Source organism: Caballeronia glebae (genome assembly GCF_001545035.1).
Taxonomy (GTDB): Bacteria; Pseudomonadota; Gammaproteobacteria; order Burkholderiales; family Burkholderiaceae; genus Caballeronia; species Caballeronia glebae.
Map to the genome: position 1 here is coordinate 1 of NZ_FCOJ02000051.1, position 21,647 is coordinate 21,647.

Genomic DNA, 21,647 nt, shown 5'->3' on the forward strand with positions numbered 1-21,647 from the left:
TTGATACTGGGTCTTTTCGTGCATCGCAACACCTTATACGAAACAGGTGTTGCACTTCAGATTTGAGGCCGCCCAGCAAGCCGTCACGAACTGAGTTAATAAATGAAAGTTCGGTGTGCCGCAGTAGGGGTGAGCAATCTAACGCCGATGCCGAAGCGTCTCGACAATTAGGGAGAGCGCAGGCGACACCTGACGGCTCGTATAGTAGATATGGAGCCCGGGAAAGGTGGGACACCAATCCTTCAGAACGGATACAAGCCGGCCGCTGGCCAGATGAGGAATGGCGAGTTGTTCCGGCACGTAAGCCAATCCGGCGCCGCTCAGCGCCGCGTCGAGCACGAGATAAGTGGAATTGAACGTCCACGGGCCGTCCACTCGAATCTGCACCTTGCGTTTGCCTTTGCTGAGTTCCCAGGCGTACACACCAGCGCGACTCGAAAAGCGTGTATTGATGCAGCTATGTTCGCTCAGGCCGGCAGGCAGTTTCAGCGGCGAATGTTTCGACAGATAGGAAGGCGTGCCGACGATCGACATGCGAATGTCCGGCGAGATGGGAACCGCCGCCATATTCTTCGCGATCTGATCGCCGAACCGAACGCCCGCGTCATAACGTTCTTCGACGATATCCGTCAACCCCGCATCGACGGTGGCATCGTCGCCCTCGTGCACCTCCCATCCGACGATCTTGCGGCTGTACAGGTGCAGGATCAGGTACAGGTAAAACCATTGACCGACGACCTCGGCGGGCAAGTACGTCATATCCCAGCACGAGACTTCGCGTGTTGCGCAAGCGATGTGCGTGGTCGGCGGTCGGCCAGCCTTGGGCGCTTTCGCCCGGCCCCGATGTGCAGTTTGTCCGTGCTCGCGCAGCACGCGGGCGAAGGTGGATTCGCTGGCGATATACACGCCTTGGTCGGCCAGCATTGGCACGATGCGCGCAAGAGGCATATCGGCGAAGCGCGGCTCGTTGGCCACCCGCAGCACCTCGGCACGCTCGTCGGCGCTTAGCGCATGGGAAGGTTGCGGGCGTACCGCATGAGGTCTTCCATCGCCCGATACGAGGCCTTCGCCGGCATTCCAGCGCTGCAGGGTGCGCACGTCGATGCCGGCCGTCTGGGAGGCCAGGCGCAGCCGTGCGCCGGCCTTGTGCGCGGTGTGGATGTCGCGGGCCATCGACTGGCGATCTTCGAGGTCGATCATTCGTCCTCGCCCGTGCTGAAGATCGTCGCGACTTTTTTTGATAGCACCAGCAGCGCCGCCGTCTCAGCCAACGCACGGTCCTTGCGCCGCAGCTCGCGCTCGAGTTCCTTGATGCGACGTCGGTCCTGCTGCGTCTGCTGCGGGCTGGCACGCGCCTCCTCGGGCTCGGCCAGCGCCTGCGTGGCGCTTTGCCGCCAGGGAAGCCAGCTCGTGCGGATACACACCGTTGGCGCGGCACCATGCGCTCTTGGCAGCCTCGTCCATCGCAGCGGCCGTCAGCACGGCGTCAAATCGGGCCGCCGCTGTCCAGGCCCGCTCGCGAGCGGGCCTGGACAGCGCATCACTGCGCCAGCGCTCCAGCGTCCCCACTCCCACGCCAACCTCACGTGCAACGTCCTCCAACGCCGCGCTCTCCGGCGGCAGCAACCGCGCAACCGCTCTGTCCTTGAATGCTTGTCCGTATTTTGCCAATTCGTTTTCTCATCATCGCCCCCGGTTCATTGATTCTATTGGAGCGACAAGTATTCTGACACGGGGGGGAACCGCTGACCCATGGATGCCAACGGAGTAAGCAGCGGTCTGATTTAAGCAGAGGCCCGCGGGAAAGCGATGGCAGAATGGTAGGCAGTGGATAGAAGATGCCGATGCACCTTAGCGCGCGGCCGTGGATCAGCAATGTACGGGTAGGTACGTCCGCGCTGATCCCAAGGAGCACGTTCTTGCTGCCGCTGGGGTGCTTAAGCGCACTGATGCCGGGTCCGAAAGCGTCCATTCCATAACTCTTGACGTTGGATCGCATGCACACGCGAGCAGACCAGTCTGCCAGAACCCTGCCGACTGCGGGTCGTATGCGCGGTCACTATCCCCGGGATGAATATAATCGAAAAAACTGTCCGAACGAACGGGGCCACCTCTGAACGCGCGTGAAGGAATTCGGGGCTTCGGCGTGTGTTTCAAAGACGTGCGCCGCAGCGTGGCGAGAAAACTGCGCCTCGCCCAGCTACGCCCGGAAAGGCAGCTGATTCACTTGCCACAGAAATGCAGGATGTTGAGCAAGACAACCGTCTCACAATTTGTCAGATCTAGTTCAACCTGGTACTTCAGCAAACGACAACAGGACAAGGACAGCAAGTCCCACCGAGGGACCACCGGTAGATCCGCACTTAAACCGTATGGAATTCTGCGCATCGGAGACTGGATGCGTCGGCGGTTAGCTTAGCTTACCCACTAAGAAGAATAATCAACTGTACGCGGCGGAGTTCACAGCGCAAACTAGCCTCACAAGATGGCTATTAGCCGAATAGGCACGGAGACAACTTTCTATGAGCCCGTCCACCGCAATGGTGGCGTGTGCCGCGCCAATCTGCTGTTGATCGGGGACGCTTTCCGGACAACAGTCAAGCCTCAAAGCGCTATCTCGTGCGGAGCGAGATGTCAAAGAGGCTCGGTGCCACCAACGAGTTTGTACCGAGGCAGTCTCTCATTCGCCAGAAGGCGAAGTTTTATTCGTCCTGATGTGCGCATCAACAGCAGCTATCGGCAAGCAGCCGTGCGCTGCGTGGGCGTTCAACACCGGCGACTGCGGTAACACTCTCCCGCGCGGCGTAGTGATGAGCTTCTATGCGAGTGACTAGTGTGGTGTCTTATCAGGGGACTTCGGATGAGCAATAGAGTGAATGCTGGTGCGCGGCTTGATCGCCTTCCGATCGGCCCTTTCCATACGCGCGTCTTATGGCTAATCGGAATGGGTATGTTTTTTGACTCATTCGATAATACGCTTTCAAGTTCGGTCCTTGCCGCAATGCTCAAAAGCGGCTGGTCAACGTTGCAGCTGAATTCCGTTTTCATGTCTTCAACGTTCGTCGGCCTGACAATTGGTGCAGCACTCGCAGGCTGGTTGAGCGACAAGTTTGGACGCCGCTTCGCTTACCAGTTCAACCTTGCGATCTTCGGTGGAATGGCGCTTGTGTCGGCACTCGCCCCATCGATGCCGTGGCTCATCGCTGCTCGCTTCATTATGGGCATTGGGATGGGTGCTGAGTACGTCATGGGGTACGGCCTCATCATTGAATTTGTTCCTCCGTCGCATCGCGGCAGATACCTGGGCAAACTCGCGCTAATTGGAGGCTCGGGTGTCTTCGTTACTGCAGTGGTCGCAACATTGGTTGTTCCTTGGATCGGATGGCGCCCAATGTTCGTGATTGGCGGTATCGGTACCCTTTGGGTCTGGTGGATGCGTCGTCACCTCCCCGAGTCACCCCGTTGGTTGGAGCGTGTGGGTCGCCATGCTGAGGCGGAGGAGATTATGCGGGCGATCGAAAAGGACGCCGGCGTCACGACGCCGCTTTCGTCTGCTCCGCAAGCGACAGCGCCGGCCAAAGAGCCGCATTGGGTACCACTTTCCACGCTTTTCTCGAGGACCGTCATCCGGCGTACCTTGCTTGCTATCGTGGTCAACGTTGTCTGTCTGTTTGGATCGTATAGTCTCACCGGATGGATGCCAACGTTCTTTGTCAAGCAAGGTATGAGCGTGACCCATTCGCTGGGCTTCACGGCGGCAATGATGGGCGGCTGGATTGCGGGACCGCTGTTCCTTTCGTACGTCTCGGACAAGATGGGACGACGTACTGCGATCATGGTCTTTGCGGGCGTGTGTGCTTGCCTGGGAGCGATCTACCCGTTCCTCACATCGGCAACAGCGATCATCTCGTGCGGCTTCCTGCTCGTATCGTCAGTGGCAATATTCCTGACCCTCGGTCTGGGTATGACACCAGAAATGTTTCCGACGGAATATAGATTCCGTGGGGGCGGCGTGGCTCAAATGTTTGGACGACTTGGTTTGATTGGTTCGCCCTTCATCGTGCTTGAGTTATTCAACCGCTTCGGAATCTCCGGCGTTGTTTTCGCCATCTCTGGAGCATATATCTTCATCGCGATTCTGATCATGGTGGCTGGTATCGAGACCAATCAACAATCTCTCGAGGCATTGGAGCCTGAGGAATTGCCTGAGGCGGAGACTGCGCTCGCGACGACCGCGACTCGACGCTAACAAACGACGAGATTGCGACGTATCAGGCAATGCATTGGGCGCGCCGGCGAGGGCGCTCATAGGGCTTACTAGTAACTACAGAGTGAGTTGTCTGCATTAAATTGACGGCTAAACACTGAAGAGGAAATCCGGACATGCGCGGTATTGTCTTTCGCGGTGGCTCTACTCTCGAACTTGCAACCTTTCCGGATCCAACCCCGGGCGTCGGCGAAGTTGTTCTCGAAATCAAGGCTTCCGGGATGTGCGGAAGCGACCTGCACTGGTATCGTCGTCCGGCTGGAGAAGTTCCGCCGGTCATTGCCGGTCATGAGCCGTGTGGAGTGGTCGTCGCAGTCGGCCCGGGCGCGGTTGGACCTCATGCACGGATTGGCGCACGTGTGATGGTGCATCACTACAGCGGATGCATGGGTTGCCCGGACTGCCGTTCGGGATGGCCTCAGATGTGCCGTACCGCACCGATCACGGTGTATGGAACGGACGCTCATGGCGCACACGCTCCCTACATGAAAGTTCGGGCCGATACGCTCGTTCCGCTGAATGAGCGGCTCAGCTTCGAGGCAGGCGCCGCCATCTCGTGTGGAACCGGTACAGCCTGGGGCGCATTTGAGCGCATCGACCTATCTGGCCGCGATACCGTTGCGGTGTTTGGTCAGGGACCCGTGGGTCTATCCGCAACGATGCTTGCAAAGGCTCAAGGCGCTCGCGTCATCGCACTTGATATCGATGAAAGTCGCCGCAAAACGGCAAAAGAATTCGGCGCCGATGCGGTGATCAATCCCCTCGACGGACCGGTTGCCGAGGCAATTCGGGAGCTGACCGGTGGTAAAGGCGTAAGCGTTGCGTTGGAAACATCGGGAGCTGCTGCGGCAAATCGGGACGCACTTGACTCAGTAAGCCCTTGGGGAACCGTGTGTCTGGTCGGGATCGGCTCGGAATTCAGCCTGTCGCTGGCCAAGTATCTACGCACTCAAGTTCGCATTCTGACGTCGTGGACGATGTCGGTCCAGGGACAGCGGGCATGTGCCGACTTCGTCGTAGACCGGGGACTCAATCTCGACGCATTGTTCACCGACCGTTGGCGCTTGGATCAAGCGCAAGAAGCTTATCAAGTCTTTAACCGTCAAAGCGGCGGCAAAGGCGTGTTCTTGATGTAGTCCCGGCGGTCGTAATTGCCAGTCGCTCCACAGGAATATAGATAATAGGGAATCGAATGAGCACTACCAGAGCAGAAGCGGCCAGACGGTATCCGAAGTTGGGGCAGCTCATCGCAGGTAAGATGAGATACGCAAGCGGTCAACCGTCCTTGAATGTCATTGATCCCACGACTGGCTTGGCTCTCGGTCCTGTGCCGATGGCGACGGAAGGCGACGTTGATGAAGCGCTTGCTGCGACGAGCAAGGGTTTCGACACCTGGCGAAATACATCTGCGTTCGAGCGCAGCAAACTTATGCGGCGCGTTGCGGATCGTATGCGCGAGCGAGCGGAAGCCCTCGCTGAACTCTTGGTCCTGGAATTAGGTAAGCCGTGGAATGAGGCGCTTGGAGAGGTCGAAGTGGCGGCTGGGATGTGGGAGTGGGCGGCTGAGGAGGGTAGACGCGCGTACGGACGCGTCATACCGTCAAGAGAATTAAACGCGCGCCAGATGGCGCTTGTTGAACCTGTGGGTCCTGTTGCCGCCTTCGTCACCTGGAATGGGCCGCTAGTTACGCCCTCACGAAAGATGTCAGGCGCTCTGGGCGCGGGCTGTTCGATCGTGCTTCGCGCTTCCGAAGAGGTACCGGCATGCGCGTTCGCGCTAGGCCAGATTGTGTACGAATGCGGTCTGCCAACTGGCGTGCTGTCGGTGCTTGCAGGCGAACCCGTGATGATGTCCAACAAGTTGCTCGGAAGTCCTGTGGTGCGTGCCGTTACGTTTACCGGTTCGACCGCCGTTGGGAAGTTGCTGTCGCAACAGGCCGTCGCACACATGAAGCGTCCGATCATGGAGTTAGGCGGTCACGGACCCGTGTTGGCTTTCGAGGGTATTGACGTTCAAACATTCGCCAAACGCGCGGTTGCCGCCAAGTTCGCCAACTCGGGACAGGTCTGTTTCGCCCCGACACGCTTCTATGTGCAACGCTCAATCTACGCGGATGTTGTGGACGCTATGACCGCGGAGGCGAAGCAGATCGTCGTGGGGTGCGGCTTTGATTCAACGACGCAGATGGGGCCACTGAAAAGCGAAAGAGGTCTCAAAGCAATCGAGGATCTCGTTGCCGATGCCAAGCAGCGCGGGCTGAGCATAACCACCGGCGGTAAGAGGATCGATCGCCCGGGGTTCTTCTACGAACCCACTATTGTTGCCGATGCGACCGTTGAAGCGAAGCTGTCAAACGCCGAGCCATTTGGCCCGATCGCGGCATTGACGCCGTTTGATACCTATGATCAAGCAATAGCCTTGTCGAACCGACTGCCCTACGGCCTCGGCGCTTACGTGCATGCGCGCGAATTCGAAACTCTCCACCGCGCGGTGCATGACCTCGAAGCGGGCAATGTTATCTGCAACGGCTGGCGCGTCACTTATCCGGAAACGCCATTCGGCGGTCATAAAGAGAGCGGGATGTTTTCAGAAGGCGGCATCGAAGGCCTTCGGGCGTTTCAGAACATCAAGTACGCTTCAATGACTTGATGCGCGCTGAAGTCAGCGAAACTTACCAAGCTGGCGGGTAAAACGAACTGTACTTAAACAAGTGCGACGCGCAGAATCAAAACGACGATAAGCCCTGGTTACCGAGCAACTCCTTCATGAAAGACGAACTGGACCTCTGCCATCACTTTGCCGACTTCGCAGCGAATACACGCTACGAAGATCTGCCCGACGACGCAATCGAATCTGCGAAGAAGACTATTCTCGACACCTTGGGCGTGACATTGGCTGCGAGTGGTATGGAGCCTGCGGTGAAAGCGTTGGTAGAACTGCTCGAACAAAGCGGCGGAAGCGCAGAGAGCACGGTCCTCGGTTTCGGCGGCAAACTGCCGGCAATTTCCGCAGCATTTGCTAACGGTTCGATGGCTCACTGTCTGGACTTCGACGACCAAACTCCGTGGGGCGCACACGCAGCGAGCTCGATCGTGCCGTCCGTTTTTGCATTAGCCGAACGCATGGGTGGGGTGTCGGGCAAAAAGATCATCACCGCCGTCGCCATCGGGCAGGATCTTTTCGCACGCCTGCGTTGCAATGTCGGCTGGAATCAGAACTGGAACCTGTCGTCGATGGTCGGCGCATTCTCCGCAACGGCGTCCGCGGCTCATATACTCGGACTGTCCGCCAGGCAGACCTCACATGCGTTCGGTATCGCGAGCCAGCAGTCGTGCGGGACGATGGAAGTGATCTTCGCAACCGGCAGTGACTTGCGTGGCATGTACGCCGGATTCACTGCGAAGGGTGTCGTCATTGCCGCCTTGCTCGCGCAGAAAGGCATTACGGGCATAGACACGTTGTTCGAAGGAAAAGCCGGGATATTCAACGTTTATTTCGGCGGGAAGTACGATCGCGAGAAGATGCTTGACGGGCTAGGGGAGCAGTTTCTCGGAAGCACGACGCTCTATAAGGCATGGCCCGCAGTCGGGAATTCCCATACCTATATTCACGCCGTCATCGAGTTGATGAAGGAGAAGCAGATCGCTGCGAAAGACATCGAGACGATTCGGACCTATGTTGGCGATTTCACGTACACCATGTGCACGCCGCTCGACGTCCGCCGCGCGCCGGCCACGCTCGTCGATGCAAAGATGAGCTTGCCGTTCATCGTGGGCATTGCGGCGAGCAGGGGAAAAATGGACATAGCCGATTTCACTGTGAAAGCGCTGAAAGATCCCGATGTGCTCGCGATGGCGTCCAAGGTGACGCCAGTACAGGACCCGAGCCAGAACTGGACGTTCAAGCTGCCTGACGGCCGAATCGAGATTGCGACGAAAGACGGCCAGGTGTTCGAGCGGCTCGGAAGCAAGGTTCCTGGCAGCCCCGAAGCACCACTTACCTGGAAGCATCTCTCCGAGAAGTTTGCAAGTTGCGCATCCGTTGCGGCCGTGGCTCCGTCGGATGCCGGCATCGAAAAGGCTGAGCGAATGATCCGTCGGCTCGAAGCTGTCGGTGACGCTACTGACGTACTGCGAGCCGTAGCCGAAAGGTCATAGCAGGGAATGAACCGCGTGAAGCGGTGTTATTCGTCAGCGCAACGGGGAATGTGTATCGAACGCAGGAATCCTAATGGTTCCAACGAATTTGAATTTGCGCCGTCGGGCGCATCCGCAATGAAACGCGGGCATGTAATGACCGTAAGGAGGATCAAATGCGAGTATCAGAAGCGTCGTCGACAGACTTCGGCAGGATTGGAAGCAACATGCGGGAAGGGGTCCTTGAGCAGAAGTTCTTGTTGCAAGGAAAGCCCGGCTCTCCCAACAATTATTTGATTAATGTTGGCCGGACGGGCGCCGGCGGCTGGACAGCGCCAAGTCACCGTCACAACTTCGATCAGATTCGCTACGTCATCAAAGGCAGCTTCCCGTACGGACAGGGTAAGAGCATGCCCGAAGGTTGGGTTGGGTACTTCCCAGAAAGCGTGTACTACGGACCGCAAGACCGTCCCGAAGGCTTGGAGATGATGGTCTGCCAGTTAGGTGGCGCGCAAGGGTACGGATTCGTCAGCGTCGAAGAGCGTGAGGCGGCGAATCAGTTGCTCAAAACCAAAGGCGAATTTAAGGACGGTATCTACACTTGGTATGACGAGTCGGGCAAGAAGCATAACCAAGACGGATTTGAGGCCTGCTTCGAACAAGTGATGGGTCGCAAGCTGGAATATGCTCAGCCGCGATACAACGACCTTGTACTGATGAACCCGGCGAATTATGCCTGGATTCCAGAACCGACGAATGGCGTCTTTTCAAAATGGCTCGGCTCGTTTACGGAACGCAATACACGAATCGGTTTTGTGAAGGTGGAAGCCGGGGCGTCGTTTCCCGCAGGGTTGCAACCGTCCATCGAGTTGCTCTTTTTGAGTAAGGGCAAGGTCAGCTTTGAAGGCAAAGAGTACGGTCTTCACTCGGCGTTTGAGTTCGACGCGAACGAAGGTCCTGTGCCGCTCAGGGCGGTAGAGGAAACGGAATTCTTCCGTATCGTGATGCCAACATTCTGACGCTACTGCGTCGAACAAAGCATATCGTCTAACGTTGCTCCTATACGGAACCCTCTTAGGCTATGACTACGATTGCCGTAATTCACACCGGGCCGGTTACAGTTCAGCCAATCAAGGAGCAAATCAGCGAGCAAATTCCTGAGGCGCGCGTCATAAATATTATTGACGACAGCTTGCTTGCCGATGTACGAACTGCCGGGCATCTGACGCCCGAAGTTGCCAGTCGAATCAACTCATACATGTCCAATGCACAAGCGATGCATGCCGACATTATTTTGAACGCATGCTCCTCGGTTGGCGAAGCAGTTGACTACGTCCGCCACTTCGTTACAACCCCGATCGTCAAAATCGATGAGGCGATGGCCGAGGAAGCGAGCTCGATTGGCCGCCGAATCGGCGTCGTCGCAACTGTTTCGACGACGCTCGAACCGACCGTGCGACTGATCAAGAAAAAGGCGGCCGAACTAGGCCGCACGATTGACGTGATGGAGCGGATCGCGGAAGGCGCGTTCGAGGCGCTGCTCAGTGGCGACGCCGCGAAACATGACGAGATCGTGAAGGGCACGATCTCGGCTCTGACGGAGCAGGTCGACGTGGTCGTGCTGGCGCAGGCTTCAATGGCGCGACTCGTTCCGCAGTTGCAGGGCGTGCGCATCCCTGTGCTATCCAGCCCGCAAAGCGGTGTCGCAGCGCTCAAGCGAGCACTCGCCAACATGCGCTAAACGGAAAGCGCGCAAGCGCTTCTTGTGTACTCGAGGGGACAACATGAAAGTAACCGCGCGGGAACTAGTTAGAAACGTCGTCAAGGAGAAACTGGCGCGCGATGAAGTGGCGCTCTCCATGACGGTTCGACTGGTCAGAACGGCTGAGATCGTAACGATTGCCAAAACTGCGGGTTTCGATACGTTTTACATTGACCTTGAGCACAGCACGCTGTCGATGGAAACGACGAGCCAAATCTGTATCTCGGCCATGAACGCAGGTATCGCGCCATTCGTTCGCCTGCCGAATCTCACGTCGGATGTGATCGCCCGCATTCTGGACGGTGGCGCGCTGGGGGTCATTGCGCCGCATGTCGAGACCGCCGAGCAGGCGAGGCAGGTCGTTCGTGCGGCCAAGTTTCCGCCGCTGGGCGAACGCTCTCACGGCGGCGTGCTGCCGCACATGGGCTTTCGCTCGTTTCCGACTTCCGAAGTGGGTGAGGCGGTCAACGACGCGACGATGGTCGTCATCATGATCGAGACAAAGGAAGCGCTCGACGTGATTGACGAGATTGCCGCGATCGAAGGCGTGGACCTGCTCTTCATCGGGACCAACGACCTGTGCGCATCGCTTGGCATTGCGGGTCAGTTCGAGCATGAGAGCGTGCGCGATGCTTACACGAAGGGCATTGCCGCATGTCGAAAGCACGGCAAGCATCTCGGTGTCGGCGGCCTCAATGCTCATCCGAACCTCGTCGCGCAGTTCGTGGAAATGGGCGCGCGATATGTCTCGACTGGCACCGACATCTCGTTTCTGGTAAGCGGAGCAAGCGCCAAGGCCGCGATGATGCGCGACCTCTGACTGCTGTCCTTCAAGGATCTTGTTAATGAACAAAATCGTAGTTTATAAGCCGCTGCCCGAGGAAACGATTGAGTACCTGCGTTCTCACGCCGATGTTGCAATCGTCGATCCGAAGCAGCCAAACGCGCTAATCGACGCGCTCAAGGACGCTGACGGCGCCATCGGAACCGGCGTGAAGATGAACGCGGAAACGCTCGCGGGCGCGACACGTCTGAAGGTGTTATCCACCGTATCGGTGGGATTCGATGCCTTCGATATCGACTATCTGAATCAACGCGGCATCTTGCTGACCAATACGCCGGATGTCCTTACGGAGTCGACCGCCGACACTGCGTTTTCGCTGGTCCTGCTCACGGCCCGGCGCCTCGCCGAACTCGATGCGTTCGTGAAGGCTGGAAAGTGGACCAAGAAAATCGGGGAGGATAAGTTTGGCGTGGATGTTCATCACAAGACGCTGGGTATCGTTGGACTGGGCCGTATAGGAACGTCGGTCGCCCGGCGCGCTGCCTTGGGCTTCGAGATGAAGGTTCTGTACGTAGGCCACGGCGTCAACGAGCGCGCTGAACGCGAGTACGGAGCGAGAAAGGTGGAACTGGAGGAACTTCTCAGCACGTCCGACTTCGTGTTGTTACAGCCGCCCTTGACCGCGGAGACGCGCAACCTGATCGGCACGCCGCAACTGAAGGCGATGAAGCGCAGCGCGTTTTTGATCAATGCGTCGCGCGGGCAGATCGTCGACGAAGCGGCGCTCGTCGAGGCGCTCAAAGACGGCACCATTGCCGGCGCAGGGCTCGATGTCTATCTGGAAGAGCCGCTCTCGGTTGAGTCGCCGCTCCTGAAGATGAACAACGTGGTGACGTTGCCGCATATCGGATCCGCCACACATGAGACGCGACGCGCAATGAACAAGAACGCTGCCGAGAACCTCATCAGCGCGCTGAACGACACGTTAAAGTCCAATATGATCAATCCGGAAGTGTTGCAACGCTGAGAGAACGTGCGCGCTGGGGCGAGATTGAAGGCCCCAGCTGCGTCGCGCCCTACAACGCCAACCCGACTACTTCGACAGGTTATTCACGATCTCGATCATTTTGTCCAAAATCGGATCGTTCTGCCTGCGTACCCATCCGAAGATAAAGCGAGTTGAATAGTCCAGGTTCGTCAGTGGGATGACCGTCAGGTCGCTCGGATACTGGAAGTTCTTGCCCATGACCGCCAATCCGATGCCCATGCCGACGGAAATAAGGTTGAGTTGCGAGGCGATCGTGCTCACCTCCTGGACGATGTTCGGCTCGAACCCGGCTGCCTGGCAGAAAGCATGCAACTGCCCATAGCTCAGACTACTGCTGGACTTTGGGTCGACTACGAACCCTTCGTCAGCGAGATCGGCGAGCGTAAGCGACTTCCTCCGCGCTAATCGATGGTCGTTTGAAACCGCGACACCTAAGTGGCCGGTCTGGATGCACAGCGAATCAAGAACGATGCCTTCCCGCTCAATGTTGATCTCGGTGCGCCGCTTGCCTGGATGCGGACTTGGCCCCAAGTGCATGAAGCCGGCGTCGATCTTACCCGCTGCGAGAGCCTTAGGTTGTAGTGAGGTCGAGAGTTCGACCAGCGAAAGACTGATCTCCGGATACGTCTCGCGGAATTGCTTGACTGCGGCGCGAAAGATCGAATGCATCAGAGTCAGCGATCCGTATCCGATACGCAGCGTCCCTGTCATGCCATGTCCAACACGTTTGGTCAGGATGATCGCTTCGTTCAAATCGTCCATGACCCGCACGAGCTGGGGCAACAGCGTGCGCCCGGCCGCAGTGAGCTTTACCGTGTGCGCGAGCCGTTCGAAAAGTGGTGTTCCGAGTTCGCCTTCTAGGTCGGCGATGATCTGCGAGACGGCGGGTCGGGTGATGTGTAATCGCACGGCGGCCCGTCCAAAGTGCTCTTCTTCTGCGGCCGCAATGAAATATCGAAGATGCCGAAGTTCCATCTCTATTGTGTCTCCTTCAACTCGGCCTGTCAGAAGACTGGAGCTTCAACGGGCGCGGGCGTTGTCTCAGCATGACGCTCATGATTCTTCGTGTCGGTTAGCGCCGCTTACCAGGGCACCATAATAGCTGACTTGACCCAACGTCTGTGCGATTTCAAACTTCTATCATCGTCGCTTTGGATGCGGCTGATGGCCAGGCGCTTCGGCGTCGACGTAGAGCAGGAGACAGCAGTGAGCCTTTCGGGAACATCGTTACGCACGCTCGTCGATAAGTGGATTGGAGTGGCGAACGGAATACGCGTCGCGCAGTTCAGCCACGGTCGCAACGAGCAATACAGGTTCGTGCGTGTTGAAGGACCAGCGGACGACCGTCCCATAGCGTTCATCTTCTTTCGCCACGCAGACGGGAGCTGGTGTGTCTTTCCGCCAGAGCGCAGGCGGCCTGCCATGAATCTCGGCGCTTAGGCGCGAATAGCGCTTGGTCCACGGGCCGCAATCAAGCCAAGCACACACTTTACAAGGCGACGCCAAGCGAGACGTGGCCGACTAAATCAAACAGGAGAGCATATGCGATCGTACGAGAAGTGCTATATCAATGGCGAATGGGTTTCTCCGCTTAGCCGTAGCGAATGGACCTTGGTGAACCCTGCCACCGAGGAACCGATCGCAAGTGTTACGTTGGCCGGCGCGCAAGACGTCAATCTGGCGGTGAAGGCCGCGCGCGCTGCCCTAGCCTCGTTCAGCAGGACATCGAAGGGCGAGCGCATCGAACTCCTCGAAGCCATCATCGACCGCTTCGTTCGCCGCGAGCATGAGCTCGCGGAAGTTGTCACGCTTGAACTGGGTACGCCGATTTCGCAGAACATTCATGCACCGGCCGCGCTCGGCTCTTTCAAGCAAGCACTGGCAACGCTCAGGGATTACGAGTTCGAGTACCGCCTGGGGCCCAACACGGTTCGTCGCGAACCTATTGGCGTGTGCGGCCTGATCACCGCATGGAACTGGCCTCTTCAGCTTCTCGCAACCAAGCTCGCCTATGCGCTGGCTGTCGGCTGCACGGTGGTTCTCAAGCCGAGTGAGTTCACTCCGTTGAGTGCGATCCACCTCACGGAAGTGCTTCACGAAGCGGGCGTCCCGAAGGGCGTCTTCAACCTCGTGCTTGGCGACGGCCCCATTGTAGGCAATGCTATTAGCAAGCACATGGACATCGACATGGTGTCGTTCACCGGGTCCACCAGAGCCGGGGTCTTGATCGCGGAAGCGGCCGCGCCCTCGGTCAAGCGGGTTGCGCAGGAGCTAGGGGGAAAATCGGCGAACGTGATTCTCGACGATGCTGACTTACGCGCCGCGGCCAAATGGAACGTCACACGCGCATTTTCGAATTCCGGTCAGTCATGCCATGCGCCCACGCGCATCCTGGTTCACGCCAGCCAAGAAGATGAACTGTTGGCATTGCTTCAGGAAGAAGCGAAGGCAGTGAAAGTGGGGAACCCGCTCGACCCGCAGGTGACCATGGGCCCAGTGGTCAACAAGCTGCAATTCGAGCGAGTGCAGGACTACATCAGGATTGGAATCGAGGAGGGCGCCACCGTTCGCGTTGGCGGCGTCGGTCGTCCGGACGGACTTGAACGAGGTTACTTTGTGAAGCCCACCATATTCTCCAGCGTGACGCCACAGATGCGCATCGCGCAGGAAGAAATATTCGGTCCTGTGCTTGCCGTCATTCCTTATCGGACGGAGGAAGAAGCCATCGAGATCGCGAATGGAACGCCGTATGGTTTAGGCGCTTACGTGTTCTCATCTAATCGGGAACGAGGTGGTTTCGTCGGCCGTCAACTTCAGGCGGGCCGTGTCTTTCTCAACGGTGCGACAAGCAACACCGAAGCGCCGATGGGCGGCTATAAGCGTTCCGGTAATGGACGAGAGATGGGTGTCTTCGGGCTCGAGGAGTATCTCGAGTCCAAAGCCATGATCGGTTTCGACTGACGAGCGGTGCGTTGCGAATAGACGCTAGGAACGCTCCAGGATGCACGAGTAGTCACACATCCTGGAGCGTCTTCCTGCAGAGTCTCAAATGGAAGGCGTTTCGCCATATCAGGTGCATCTTCATCAGGCGGCCACTTGCGCGCCGTTCAACGCTTCCAGGGCTTTGGCGAAGAAGTTGATCGTCCCAAAATTGCCAGACTTCAGAGCCAGTCCCAGCGGCTTGGCACTAATGGATTGCGTCGCCGGTATCCCAGGATCGATTTGCGGTCCAATGCGCAGCGAGCGGACATCGAGCGCCTGAACTACTGCACCTGACGTTTCACCGCCTGCAACAACGAACTTGCGCACACCCACTTCACGTAATTTGCACGCGATGGAGGCCAGCGCAGCTTCGACCAAATGCCCCGCCTTCTCAACGCCCAATTCCTTCTGCGCAAGCTTCACTTCGTCCGTCGATGTCGTGGCGTAGATCAGCACCGTTTCATCGTGTCCGCGCACGAATTCGACAGCACGCTCGACCACCGGTTCGCCGCGAGACAGCGCGATCGGGTCGATGCGAAAGCTCGGCCGCGATGCACGCCACTCGGCCACCTGCGCATTAGTCGCCTTCGATGCGCTCCCGGCGAGCACGACCGAGCCGCCGTCGATGCGCGGAAGATCGGCGGCATCGCCCGCGTAAACGAGCAGGTCCGCCGAGTGGAAGTTCTGTGGCAACCCGAGCGCTATCCCCGACCCGCCAGTAACCAATGAGAGGTCGCGGCATGCACGGCCGATTGTGTACAGATCGGCATCCGAAAGTGCGTCGGCAATGGCCATCCGCGCGCCGTCCTCCTTCAACTCTTCGATGCGCGCACGCACGGCCTCTGCGCCTTTCGCGATGATGTCGTATCGAATGAGTCCGACTATGGACTTGGTCTGCCGCTGCAACACCCGTACGAGATTGGAATCGGACATGGGCGTGAGCGGGTGATTCTCCATGCCCGATTCGTTCAGCAACACGTCGCCGACGAAAAGATTGCCGCGAAACACCGTTCGGCCGTTTTCTGGAAACGCCGGGCAGGCGATGGCGAAGTCGCCCCTCAACGCATCGAGCAACGCATCCGCGACCGGGCCGATATTGCCTCGATTCGTAGAGTCGAACGTCGAGCAACATTTGAAGAAGAACTGCCGGCAGCCCTGTGCGCGCAACCACTCGAGCGCATCGAGCGATTGCCGCACGGCTTGTTTGCGGGGAATCGTGCGCGACTTTAGCGCGACGACGAGCGCATCGGCTTCGATTTTTACATCTGTATCCGGTACACCGATAGTTAGAACCGTGCGCATGCCGCCGCGCACCAGCATATTGGCCAGATCGGTCGCGCCGGTGAAGTCGTCGGCGATGCAGCCGAGCAGTGCCTGCGCCATTGCTTCGCTCCCTCGGGGATTCCGTTGCCCCGTATTGGTGGTTAGACTGAGTTGCGCGAACCGCCGTCCGCAGAGTCCATCGGAGAATCAATGTGAGCTTGACGCTGGCAACCCCGCATCGATCTCCCAGATCTTCGCCAACGCGTCGATACTCGCCGATTCGCCGAGTCGGTGGGACGCAGCATCGAGCGTGGACCGGACCATGGTCGCGATGAGCATCGGTGCCCCGTAACGCATGCCTAGCGCCGATGCTTTTCTCAAGTCGCTCGCGCAGTTGCCCACCGTTGCATTAGCCGTTTGCGCATTCGCGGCGAGAGCCGGAAGCACACGCGCAGACGCACTGTTGTAGCCCGAGCTTTTGTTCAACACGGTGGCCATATCTGCAACTGTGAGTCCGTTCTTGGCGCCCATGGCGGCGCACTCATAGGTGATGAGGCGGTTGCATGCCGCAATTGCCGCGACGACCAGACGCATGGCGTGCCCGCTCCCGGCATCGCCGCAGTGAATCACCTTCGGGCACACCGCTTCAAGAATCGGTCGCACAGAACCGAGTACGTCGGCCGGGCCACCAAAGAAAATCGCCGATGCGTCGGCAATCGCTTCAGTGTTCTCGGTGTGAAGAGGTGCATCGACAAGCGTGATGCCGATGTCGTTCAAGTTCTTCGAAAGCGACCGGCTATTGTCCGGGTCACCTTGCCCCACGTCGATGACAACGGAGATGCCCTTTAGCCAGTCCGTGTCGCGAAGCAGCGCCTCCCGCGCGTCATCGGCATCGGTGCATAGCACGACGACGTCTGCGCCCTTGGCCAGATCCACAAGGCTCTTCGCTTGTTCGGCGCCCTCGCATTGCAGAGAGCCATTGTTTGTGTCGAAGATTCGAACCGAATGCGTCTTCGCCAACGCGCGCGCGACAAACGCGGCTATATCACCGCTTCCCGCCATTGCAATCGTAGTCACTTTGCCTCCTGGTTCGCGACATTCTTCTGCAGATCAGCGAACTTGGTATCGGCCATCGACTCGATGACGCCGATCATCTGTTCGAGTTGGGCGTCCTTGCCGAGCGAATTTAGGCCGATTTGCAGAAGCGAGCGCGCAGCGCCGCCTATGGGCATGGGGACTTTCTGCTCTGCGGCCAAACCGATCGCCTGATGGATGTCTTTCACTTGAAGCGCGAGCCAGAACTTGGTGGACTGACGCCCTTCCGCGATGGCAGGCAGCATGCCCTGCGAGGTGTAGTTACGAGCCGTCGTTGCGTTGATCGCCTCGGTCATGAGTTCGAGGGGCAGGCCGAACTTTCGCCCCATGGCCACGACCTCCAGAGTCGCCAGGCGGCAACTGACGTTCATCATATTGTTCACGGTCTTCATGGTCTGACCGTTACCCACGCGCTCGCCGCAATGAAAGACGTTCGGGCTGATCGCGTGCAGTACCGGCAGCGTCTTCTGAAACGCGTCGTGCGGGCCCGAGGCGATGATCGAAATGGTCCCGGCAATGGCCGTAGCCATCGCACCGGAGACAGGTGCGTCGAACAATGTGACGCCCATCTCTTCGAGTTGACGAGCAAACCCGTTGGTTTCTGCCGGCACGCCACTGGTCTGATCGACGACGATCTTTCCCGGCGCTAGCCCATCGGCCACTCCGTTAGCACCGAAGAGCACCGCCTGGACGTCCGAGCTCCTCGGCAAGCAAAGCAGCACGACGTCGCTGTTACGCGCGAGTTCCGCGGGCGTTGCTGCCGCTGTGGCGCCCAGTTCGACGAAAGCACTCACAGTCTTCTCGTTCAAATCGAACACGCTCAACGGAAACTTGCCGATCAGATGACGCGCGAGCGCGCCACCCATGGCGCCCAGCCCGATATAACCGATGCGCATTTATCTCCTCCTGACTTTCATTGCCGATGACGTCCCCGGCCGACCGCCGCAGGAACAATGCGGCGCAAAGTGATGGTGCGCCACGGCACGTTGTGCGTCGAGTCGCATTTTCTCGGCGTGGTGGTAAGTGCGTCTTACCGCCTATGACCAGGACCGCTGCTACCGCTGCACGAACGGATTCGTGGGCGCCCTCTCGGAGGTAGACAGAAAGACGCTCTTGGTCTCAAGGAACTCATGAACCGCTTCGATTCCGTTCTCGCGACCGATGCCCGACATCTTCATGCCGCCAAACGGCATCATGAAACTGTAGGCCCGGTATGTATTGACCCAGACGGTGCCGGCTTTCAGTGCCTTTGTCATGCGCATCGCTCGGCCGATGTTCGCGGTCCACACGCCCGCGACCAGACCGTAAATCACGCTGTTCGCCAACGCCACGGCATGTTGCTCGTCATCGAACCCGATGATGGACAGCACCGGACCGAAGACTTCCTCTTGCGCAATGCGCATGTCGTTAGTGACGTTCGTGAAGATGGTCGGCTCGACGAACTGGCCGCCCGTTACACCGGGACCGGCCGCGGGCTTGCCGCCGAGAATGCAACGGGCGCCCTCGCGTCTTGCGATCTCGATGTAGTCAAGCACCTTCGCATATTGAGGAGGCGTTGCGATGGGCCCGACGTTCGTTTCCGGTTGCATCGGGTCGCCGAGATTCACACCTCGCGCGAGAGCGAGCAGGCACTCAGTGAAACGCTCCTTGATCGAATTCTGCACGAGCAGCCGCGAACCGGAGATGCACATCTGGCCGGCCGCACCAAAGATGCCTGAGACGACGCCGACTGCGGCAGCATCGAGGTCCGCATCCTCGAAAACGATATTCGGCGACTTCCCGCCCAGCTCCATCGCGACGCGCTTCATGCCTCGGGCCGCAGTCTCGTAGATCCGCTTGCCTGTGATGTCCGAGCCGGTGAAGCTGATCTTTGCAACATCCTCGTGCTCGACGAGCGCAGCGCCAGCTTCGTTGCCAAAGCCCGTTATAACATTAAAGACGCCATCGGGCAGTCCGGCTTCTTTGGTGAGCGCAGCAAATTCCAGTGAACTCGCCGATGCAAATTCCGAAGGCTTGACGACGACCGTGCAGCCGGCGGCCAACGCGGGAGCGCACTTTAACGACAAAAATTGCAGCGGCGAATTCCATGCGGTCAGCGCCGCGACGACGCCCACTGGCTCATGCGTGGTAAAAGCGAAGACGTCGGCCTTCTCCACCGGCATGACCGCACCTTCGATCTTGTCAGCAAGCCCACCGTAGTAGTACCAGTATTCGGGAATGGTCTTCAACTGACCCTGCATCTCCGTGAAGACTTTGCCGTTGTCCTGCGTCTCTGTTGCGGCGAGTGGCGTGGCATGCTGGACGATCAGATCGCCTATGCGCCGCATCACCTTGCCGCGCTCGGTTGCTGTCATCCGGCTCCACGGGCTGTCGTCCAGCGCGCGCTTGGCGGCCTTTACGGCACGGGCCGAATCTTCAGCCGTCCCGCGAGGGATCCTTGCCCACGGCTCTCCGGTGTAGGGATTCACTGTGTCGATCCACTCGCCTTTTGTGGGATCCTCGTGCTTCCCATTGATCCACAGCTGATATGTCTTCACGCACCTGTCTCCATGATCCCGCGAACGCATCGAACCTAGGCGTCGACTTGTCGGTCAGAGGCCTGCTGTCTGCCCGCCGTCGACCACGACTGCATGACCGATCGCGAAACCCGCTACATCAGAACACAGCCAGAGGACCGTATTGGCGATCTCCTCCGGGCGGCCAAGGCGGCCAATGGGCTCTTGCGCGATCATCCGCTTGCGGTTCTCTTCGGTGCCTTGCGTGAAGCGGCCGATCATCGGCGTATCGATGATGCCCGGACACACAGCGTTGATGCGCACGCCATCTTTGCCGTACTCGAGCGCTGCCGACTTTGTGAGACCAATGACGCCGTGCTTAGACGCACAATAGGCGCCTTGACCACGGATGCCAACCACGCCCGCGCCAGACGATGTATTGACAATCGAACCGCCGCCGTTTTTGAGCATGATCGGGATCTGGTACTTCATGCAGTAAAAGACGCCGCCGAGATTCACGCGCAGGATGCCTTCGAACGCTTCGTCGGGAATCTCGGCCGTGTAGGCGAGCGCCTGCTCGATGCCTGCGTTATTGAACGCGAAGTCGAGCCGGCCGAATTTATCGATGGTTGCGGCGAGCGCCGCTTGCACGTCGTCGGGCTTCGAGACATCGCATTTCACCGCGAGCGCGCGAACCCCCTCCGCTTCGACCATCCGCACAGTCGCCTGTGCGCCTTCTTCCGAGAGATCGACCACGACGACATCCGCGCCTTCCTGCGCGAAAGCCAGGGCAGTTGCCTGCCCGATGCCGTTTGCCGCGCCGGTCACGAAAGCCACTTTCCCTTCATAGTTCCACTTGCGATGAGTCGTCATTGCTTCATATCTCCGTTTTGAGTATGGCGCTGCGCGGCTGTCGCGCTTGCAGTTGTTCATCCGATCCGAGGTACACGCAACAATAGAGTGTATTTCCCTCTCTGCCGCCTAGCGTGCATGACACGGCGTTACCCTCGAACCGTATGCGGTCCGTGATCTCGCCACCTTCCACTACACGAACGAACTCGCCGGTGTTATAGCAACCCGCCCAGATGGCGCCGTGCTTGTCTGCACAGATCCCATCGGGCTGTCTGCCCTTGAGGTTCGCGAAGAGACGCCTGTTGGATAGCCTGCCGTCATTCGCTCTGTCGTACGCAGTCAGCCTGCTGCACCAGGTCTCGGCTACCACGAGCGTGCGGCCGTCGTCCTTGATCACCGCTCCATTGGGGAATTCCAGTCCCTCGGCTGCGACGCGAATGGAACCGTCAGGCTCGACCGCGTGCATATCCGTCGGTCGTATCGGCGCTCCGCCGAACAGGTCGTAGCCGAAATTCCCGACATAAACGCGGCCGGCATCATCGACGACGAGATCGTTGAGGTCACCACTCGCTATATCGCTCAGGTCCGCATAAACCGAAAGGGCGCCGTTCGACACCATCATTAGTTTCCTTTGCGCGCATGACACGACAATGGGCGTCTTGTCCGGCAGAAAGCCGATTCCCGCCGGGCGTCCCGGTACCTCACAAACGACGCTGCGCGTACCGTCTTCAGCGACGACATAAAGCTTGGAATCGAAAACGTCTGAGACCCAAAGGCGATTGTCAAACCAGCGTGGCGCCTCCAGGAAGATGAAGCCGTCGGCCACAAGCGTCGCCTGATGCTCTTTCATGGATATGCTCTTGTAATGGAAATGACGCGGTGAGGTGTCTCCTTTCGAATCAGGTTATTGCCTCGTTGCCTCTCAGGTCCAGTTCGTTTTTGTTCGCTCGACGGTAAGCAAG

Annotated in this window: 17 protein-coding genes and 1 pseudogene; 9 read left to right on the top strand and 9 right to left on the bottom strand. The window is 58.6% G+C overall.

The genetic code is table 11. The features are described 5' to 3' along the window. Positions 1-138: 138 nt before the first annotated feature. Positions 139-669 (bottom strand): LysR substrate-binding domain-containing protein, encoded by a 531-nt coding sequence (locus tag AWB82_RS38070; RefSeq protein ID WP_235023467.1) that lies wholly within the window; start codon positions 667-669, stop codon positions 139-141. Continuing rightward, a pseudogene (locus AWB82_RS38540) lies at positions 649-1,671 on the bottom strand (IS3-like element ISAzo10 family transposase); the annotation flags it as partial. The pseudogene AWB82_RS38540 and the gene AWB82_RS38070, both read right to left, overlap by 21 nt. Before the next feature lie 1,189 nt (positions 1,672-2,860). Here AWB82_RS38540 and AWB82_RS27405 point away from each other — a divergent pair. The 8 genes from AWB82_RS27405 to AWB82_RS27440 all read left to right on the top strand — a co-directional run bounded on the left by AWB82_RS27405 (position 2,861) and on the right by AWB82_RS27440 (position 11,977). Beyond that, complete coding sequence (locus tag AWB82_RS27405; protein WP_235023461.1) at positions 2,861-4,249, top strand: MFS transporter; 1,389 nt, start codon at positions 2,861-2,863, stop codon at positions 4,247-4,249. A 134-nt stretch (positions 4,250-4,383) separates the two neighbouring features. Then, on the top strand, positions 4,384-5,403 hold the full coding sequence (locus tag AWB82_RS27410; protein ID WP_062639686.1) for a zinc-dependent alcohol dehydrogenase family protein: 1,020 nt from the start codon (positions 4,384-4,386) through the stop codon (positions 5,401-5,403). A 56-nt stretch (positions 5,404-5,459) separates the two neighbouring features. After that, entirely contained in the window at positions 5,460-6,917 is a 1,458-nt protein-coding gene (locus tag AWB82_RS27415) for an NAD-dependent succinate-semialdehyde dehydrogenase (RefSeq protein ID WP_062639687.1), read from the top strand. A 116-nt stretch (positions 6,918-7,033) separates the two neighbouring features. Beyond that, the gene (locus tag AWB82_RS27420; RefSeq protein ID WP_062639688.1) at positions 7,034-8,425 is read left to right on the top strand and encodes an MmgE/PrpD family protein; all 1,392 of its coding nucleotides are present in this window, start codon (positions 7,034-7,036) and stop codon (positions 8,423-8,425) included. Positions 8,426-8,580: 155 nt separating this feature from the next. Next, on the top strand, positions 8,581-9,423 hold the full coding sequence (locus AWB82_RS27425; protein WP_035942065.1) for a hypothetical protein: 843 nt from the start codon (positions 8,581-8,583) through the stop codon (positions 9,421-9,423). 62 nt (positions 9,424-9,485) lie between these two features. Then, positions 9,486-10,145 carry an aspartate/glutamate racemase family protein gene (locus AWB82_RS27430; protein WP_086972486.1) on the top strand — a complete coding sequence of 220 codons (660 nt, stop codon included), beginning with the start codon at positions 9,486-9,488 and terminating at the stop codon, positions 10,143-10,145. Continuing rightward, complete coding sequence (locus AWB82_RS27435; protein WP_235023462.1) at positions 10,105-10,986, top strand: HpcH/HpaI aldolase family protein; 882 nt, start codon at positions 10,105-10,107, stop codon at positions 10,984-10,986. Before AWB82_RS27430 ends, AWB82_RS27435 begins: the two co-directional genes overlap by 41 nt. 25 nt (positions 10,987-11,011) lie before the next feature. Further along, positions 11,012-11,977, top strand: coding sequence for a 2-hydroxyacid dehydrogenase (locus AWB82_RS27440; protein ID WP_086972487.1), 966 nt, complete (start codon positions 11,012-11,014; stop codon positions 11,975-11,977). Between the two features lie 66 nt (positions 11,978-12,043). Here AWB82_RS27440 and AWB82_RS27445 read toward each other — a convergent pair whose 3' ends face one another. Then, positions 12,044-12,973, bottom strand: a complete 930-nt coding sequence (locus AWB82_RS27445; RefSeq protein ID WP_062639692.1) for a LysR substrate-binding domain-containing protein — start codon at positions 12,971-12,973, stop codon at positions 12,044-12,046. Positions 12,974-13,540: 567 nt separating this feature from the next. Between AWB82_RS27445 and AWB82_RS27455 the strand changes: the two genes are divergently transcribed. Then, a complete protein-coding gene (locus AWB82_RS27455; RefSeq protein WP_086972489.1) occupies positions 13,541-14,959 on the top strand; it encodes an aldehyde dehydrogenase family protein in 1,419 nt (472 codons plus the stop codon). A gap of 123 nt (positions 14,960-15,082) precedes the next feature. Here the strand turns inward: AWB82_RS27455 and otnK are convergent, their stop codons facing one another. From otnK to AWB82_RS27485, 6 genes are all read right to left on the bottom strand, one after another. After that, complete coding sequence (gene otnK / locus AWB82_RS27460) at positions 15,083-16,363, bottom strand: 3-oxo-tetronate kinase (protein ID WP_086972490.1); 1,281 nt, start codon at positions 16,361-16,363, stop codon at positions 15,083-15,085. Positions 16,364-16,450: 87 nt separating this feature from the next. Next, the gene (locus AWB82_RS27465) at positions 16,451-17,320 is read right to left on the bottom strand and encodes an NAD(P)-dependent oxidoreductase (RefSeq protein ID WP_086972491.1); all 870 of its coding nucleotides are present in this window, start codon (positions 17,318-17,320) and stop codon (positions 16,451-16,453) included. Further along, on the bottom strand, positions 17,317-18,234 hold the full coding sequence (locus AWB82_RS27470; RefSeq protein ID WP_062639696.1) for an NAD(P)-dependent oxidoreductase: 918 nt from the start codon (positions 18,232-18,234) through the stop codon (positions 17,317-17,319). Before AWB82_RS27470 ends, AWB82_RS27465 begins: the two co-directional genes overlap by 4 nt. A gap of 159 nt (positions 18,235-18,393) precedes the next feature. Further along, positions 18,394-19,875 (bottom strand): aldehyde dehydrogenase, encoded by a 1,482-nt coding sequence (locus AWB82_RS27475; protein ID WP_062639697.1) that lies wholly within the window; start codon positions 19,873-19,875, stop codon positions 18,394-18,396. Between the two features lie 54 nt (positions 19,876-19,929). Next, on the bottom strand, positions 19,930-20,766 hold the full coding sequence (locus tag AWB82_RS27480) for a glucose 1-dehydrogenase (RefSeq protein WP_327345598.1): 837 nt from the start codon (positions 20,764-20,766) through the stop codon (positions 19,930-19,932). Next, on the bottom strand, positions 20,711-21,535 hold the full coding sequence (locus AWB82_RS27485; RefSeq protein WP_086972493.1) for an SMP-30/gluconolactonase/LRE family protein: 825 nt from the start codon (positions 21,533-21,535) through the stop codon (positions 20,711-20,713). The genes AWB82_RS27480 and AWB82_RS27485 overlap by 56 nt, the downstream gene beginning before the upstream one ends. Positions 21,536-21,647: the final 112 nt, after the last annotated feature.

Bases quoted from the DNA above. Each gene is read 5' to 3' on its own strand.
- AWB82_RS27405 (WP_235023461.1), top strand. From the start codon at position 2,861: ATGAGCAATAGAGTGAATGCTGGTGCGCGGCTTGATCGCCTTCCGATC.
- AWB82_RS27410 (WP_062639686.1), top strand. From the start codon at position 4,384: ATGCGCGGTATTGTCTTTCGCGGTGGCTCTACTCTCGAACTTGCAACC.
- AWB82_RS27415 (WP_062639687.1), top strand. From the start codon at position 5,460: ATGAGCACTACCAGAGCAGAAGCGGCCAGACGGTATCCGAAGTTGGGG.
- AWB82_RS27420 (WP_062639688.1), top strand. From the start codon at position 7,034: ATGAAAGACGAACTGGACCTCTGCCATCACTTTGCCGACTTCGCAGCG.
- AWB82_RS27425 (WP_035942065.1), top strand. From the start codon at position 8,581: ATGCGAGTATCAGAAGCGTCGTCGACAGACTTCGGCAGGATTGGAAGC.
- AWB82_RS27430 (WP_086972486.1), top strand. From the start codon at position 9,486: ATGACTACGATTGCCGTAATTCACACCGGGCCGGTTACAGTTCAGCCA.
- AWB82_RS27440 (WP_086972487.1), top strand. From the start codon at position 11,012: ATGAACAAAATCGTAGTTTATAAGCCGCTGCCCGAGGAAACGATTGAG.
- AWB82_RS27445 (WP_062639692.1), bottom strand. From the start codon at position 12,973: ATGGAACTTCGGCATCTTCGATATTTCATTGCGGCCGCAGAAGAAGAG.
- AWB82_RS27455 (WP_086972489.1), top strand. From the start codon at position 13,541: ATGCGATCGTACGAGAAGTGCTATATCAATGGCGAATGGGTTTCTCCG.
- otnK (WP_086972490.1), bottom strand. From the start codon at position 16,363: ATGGCGCAGGCACTGCTCGGCTGCATCGCCGACGACTTCACCGGCGCG.
- AWB82_RS27470 (WP_062639696.1), bottom strand. From the start codon at position 18,234: ATGCGCATCGGTTATATCGGGCTGGGCGCCATGGGTGGCGCGCTCGCG.
- AWB82_RS27480 (WP_327345598.1), bottom strand. From the start codon at position 20,766: ATGAACAACTGCAAGCGCGACAGCCGCGCAGCGCCATACTCAAAACGG.
- AWB82_RS27485 (WP_086972493.1), bottom strand. From the start codon at position 21,535: ATGAAAGAGCATCAGGCGACGCTTGTGGCCGACGGCTTCATCTTCCTG.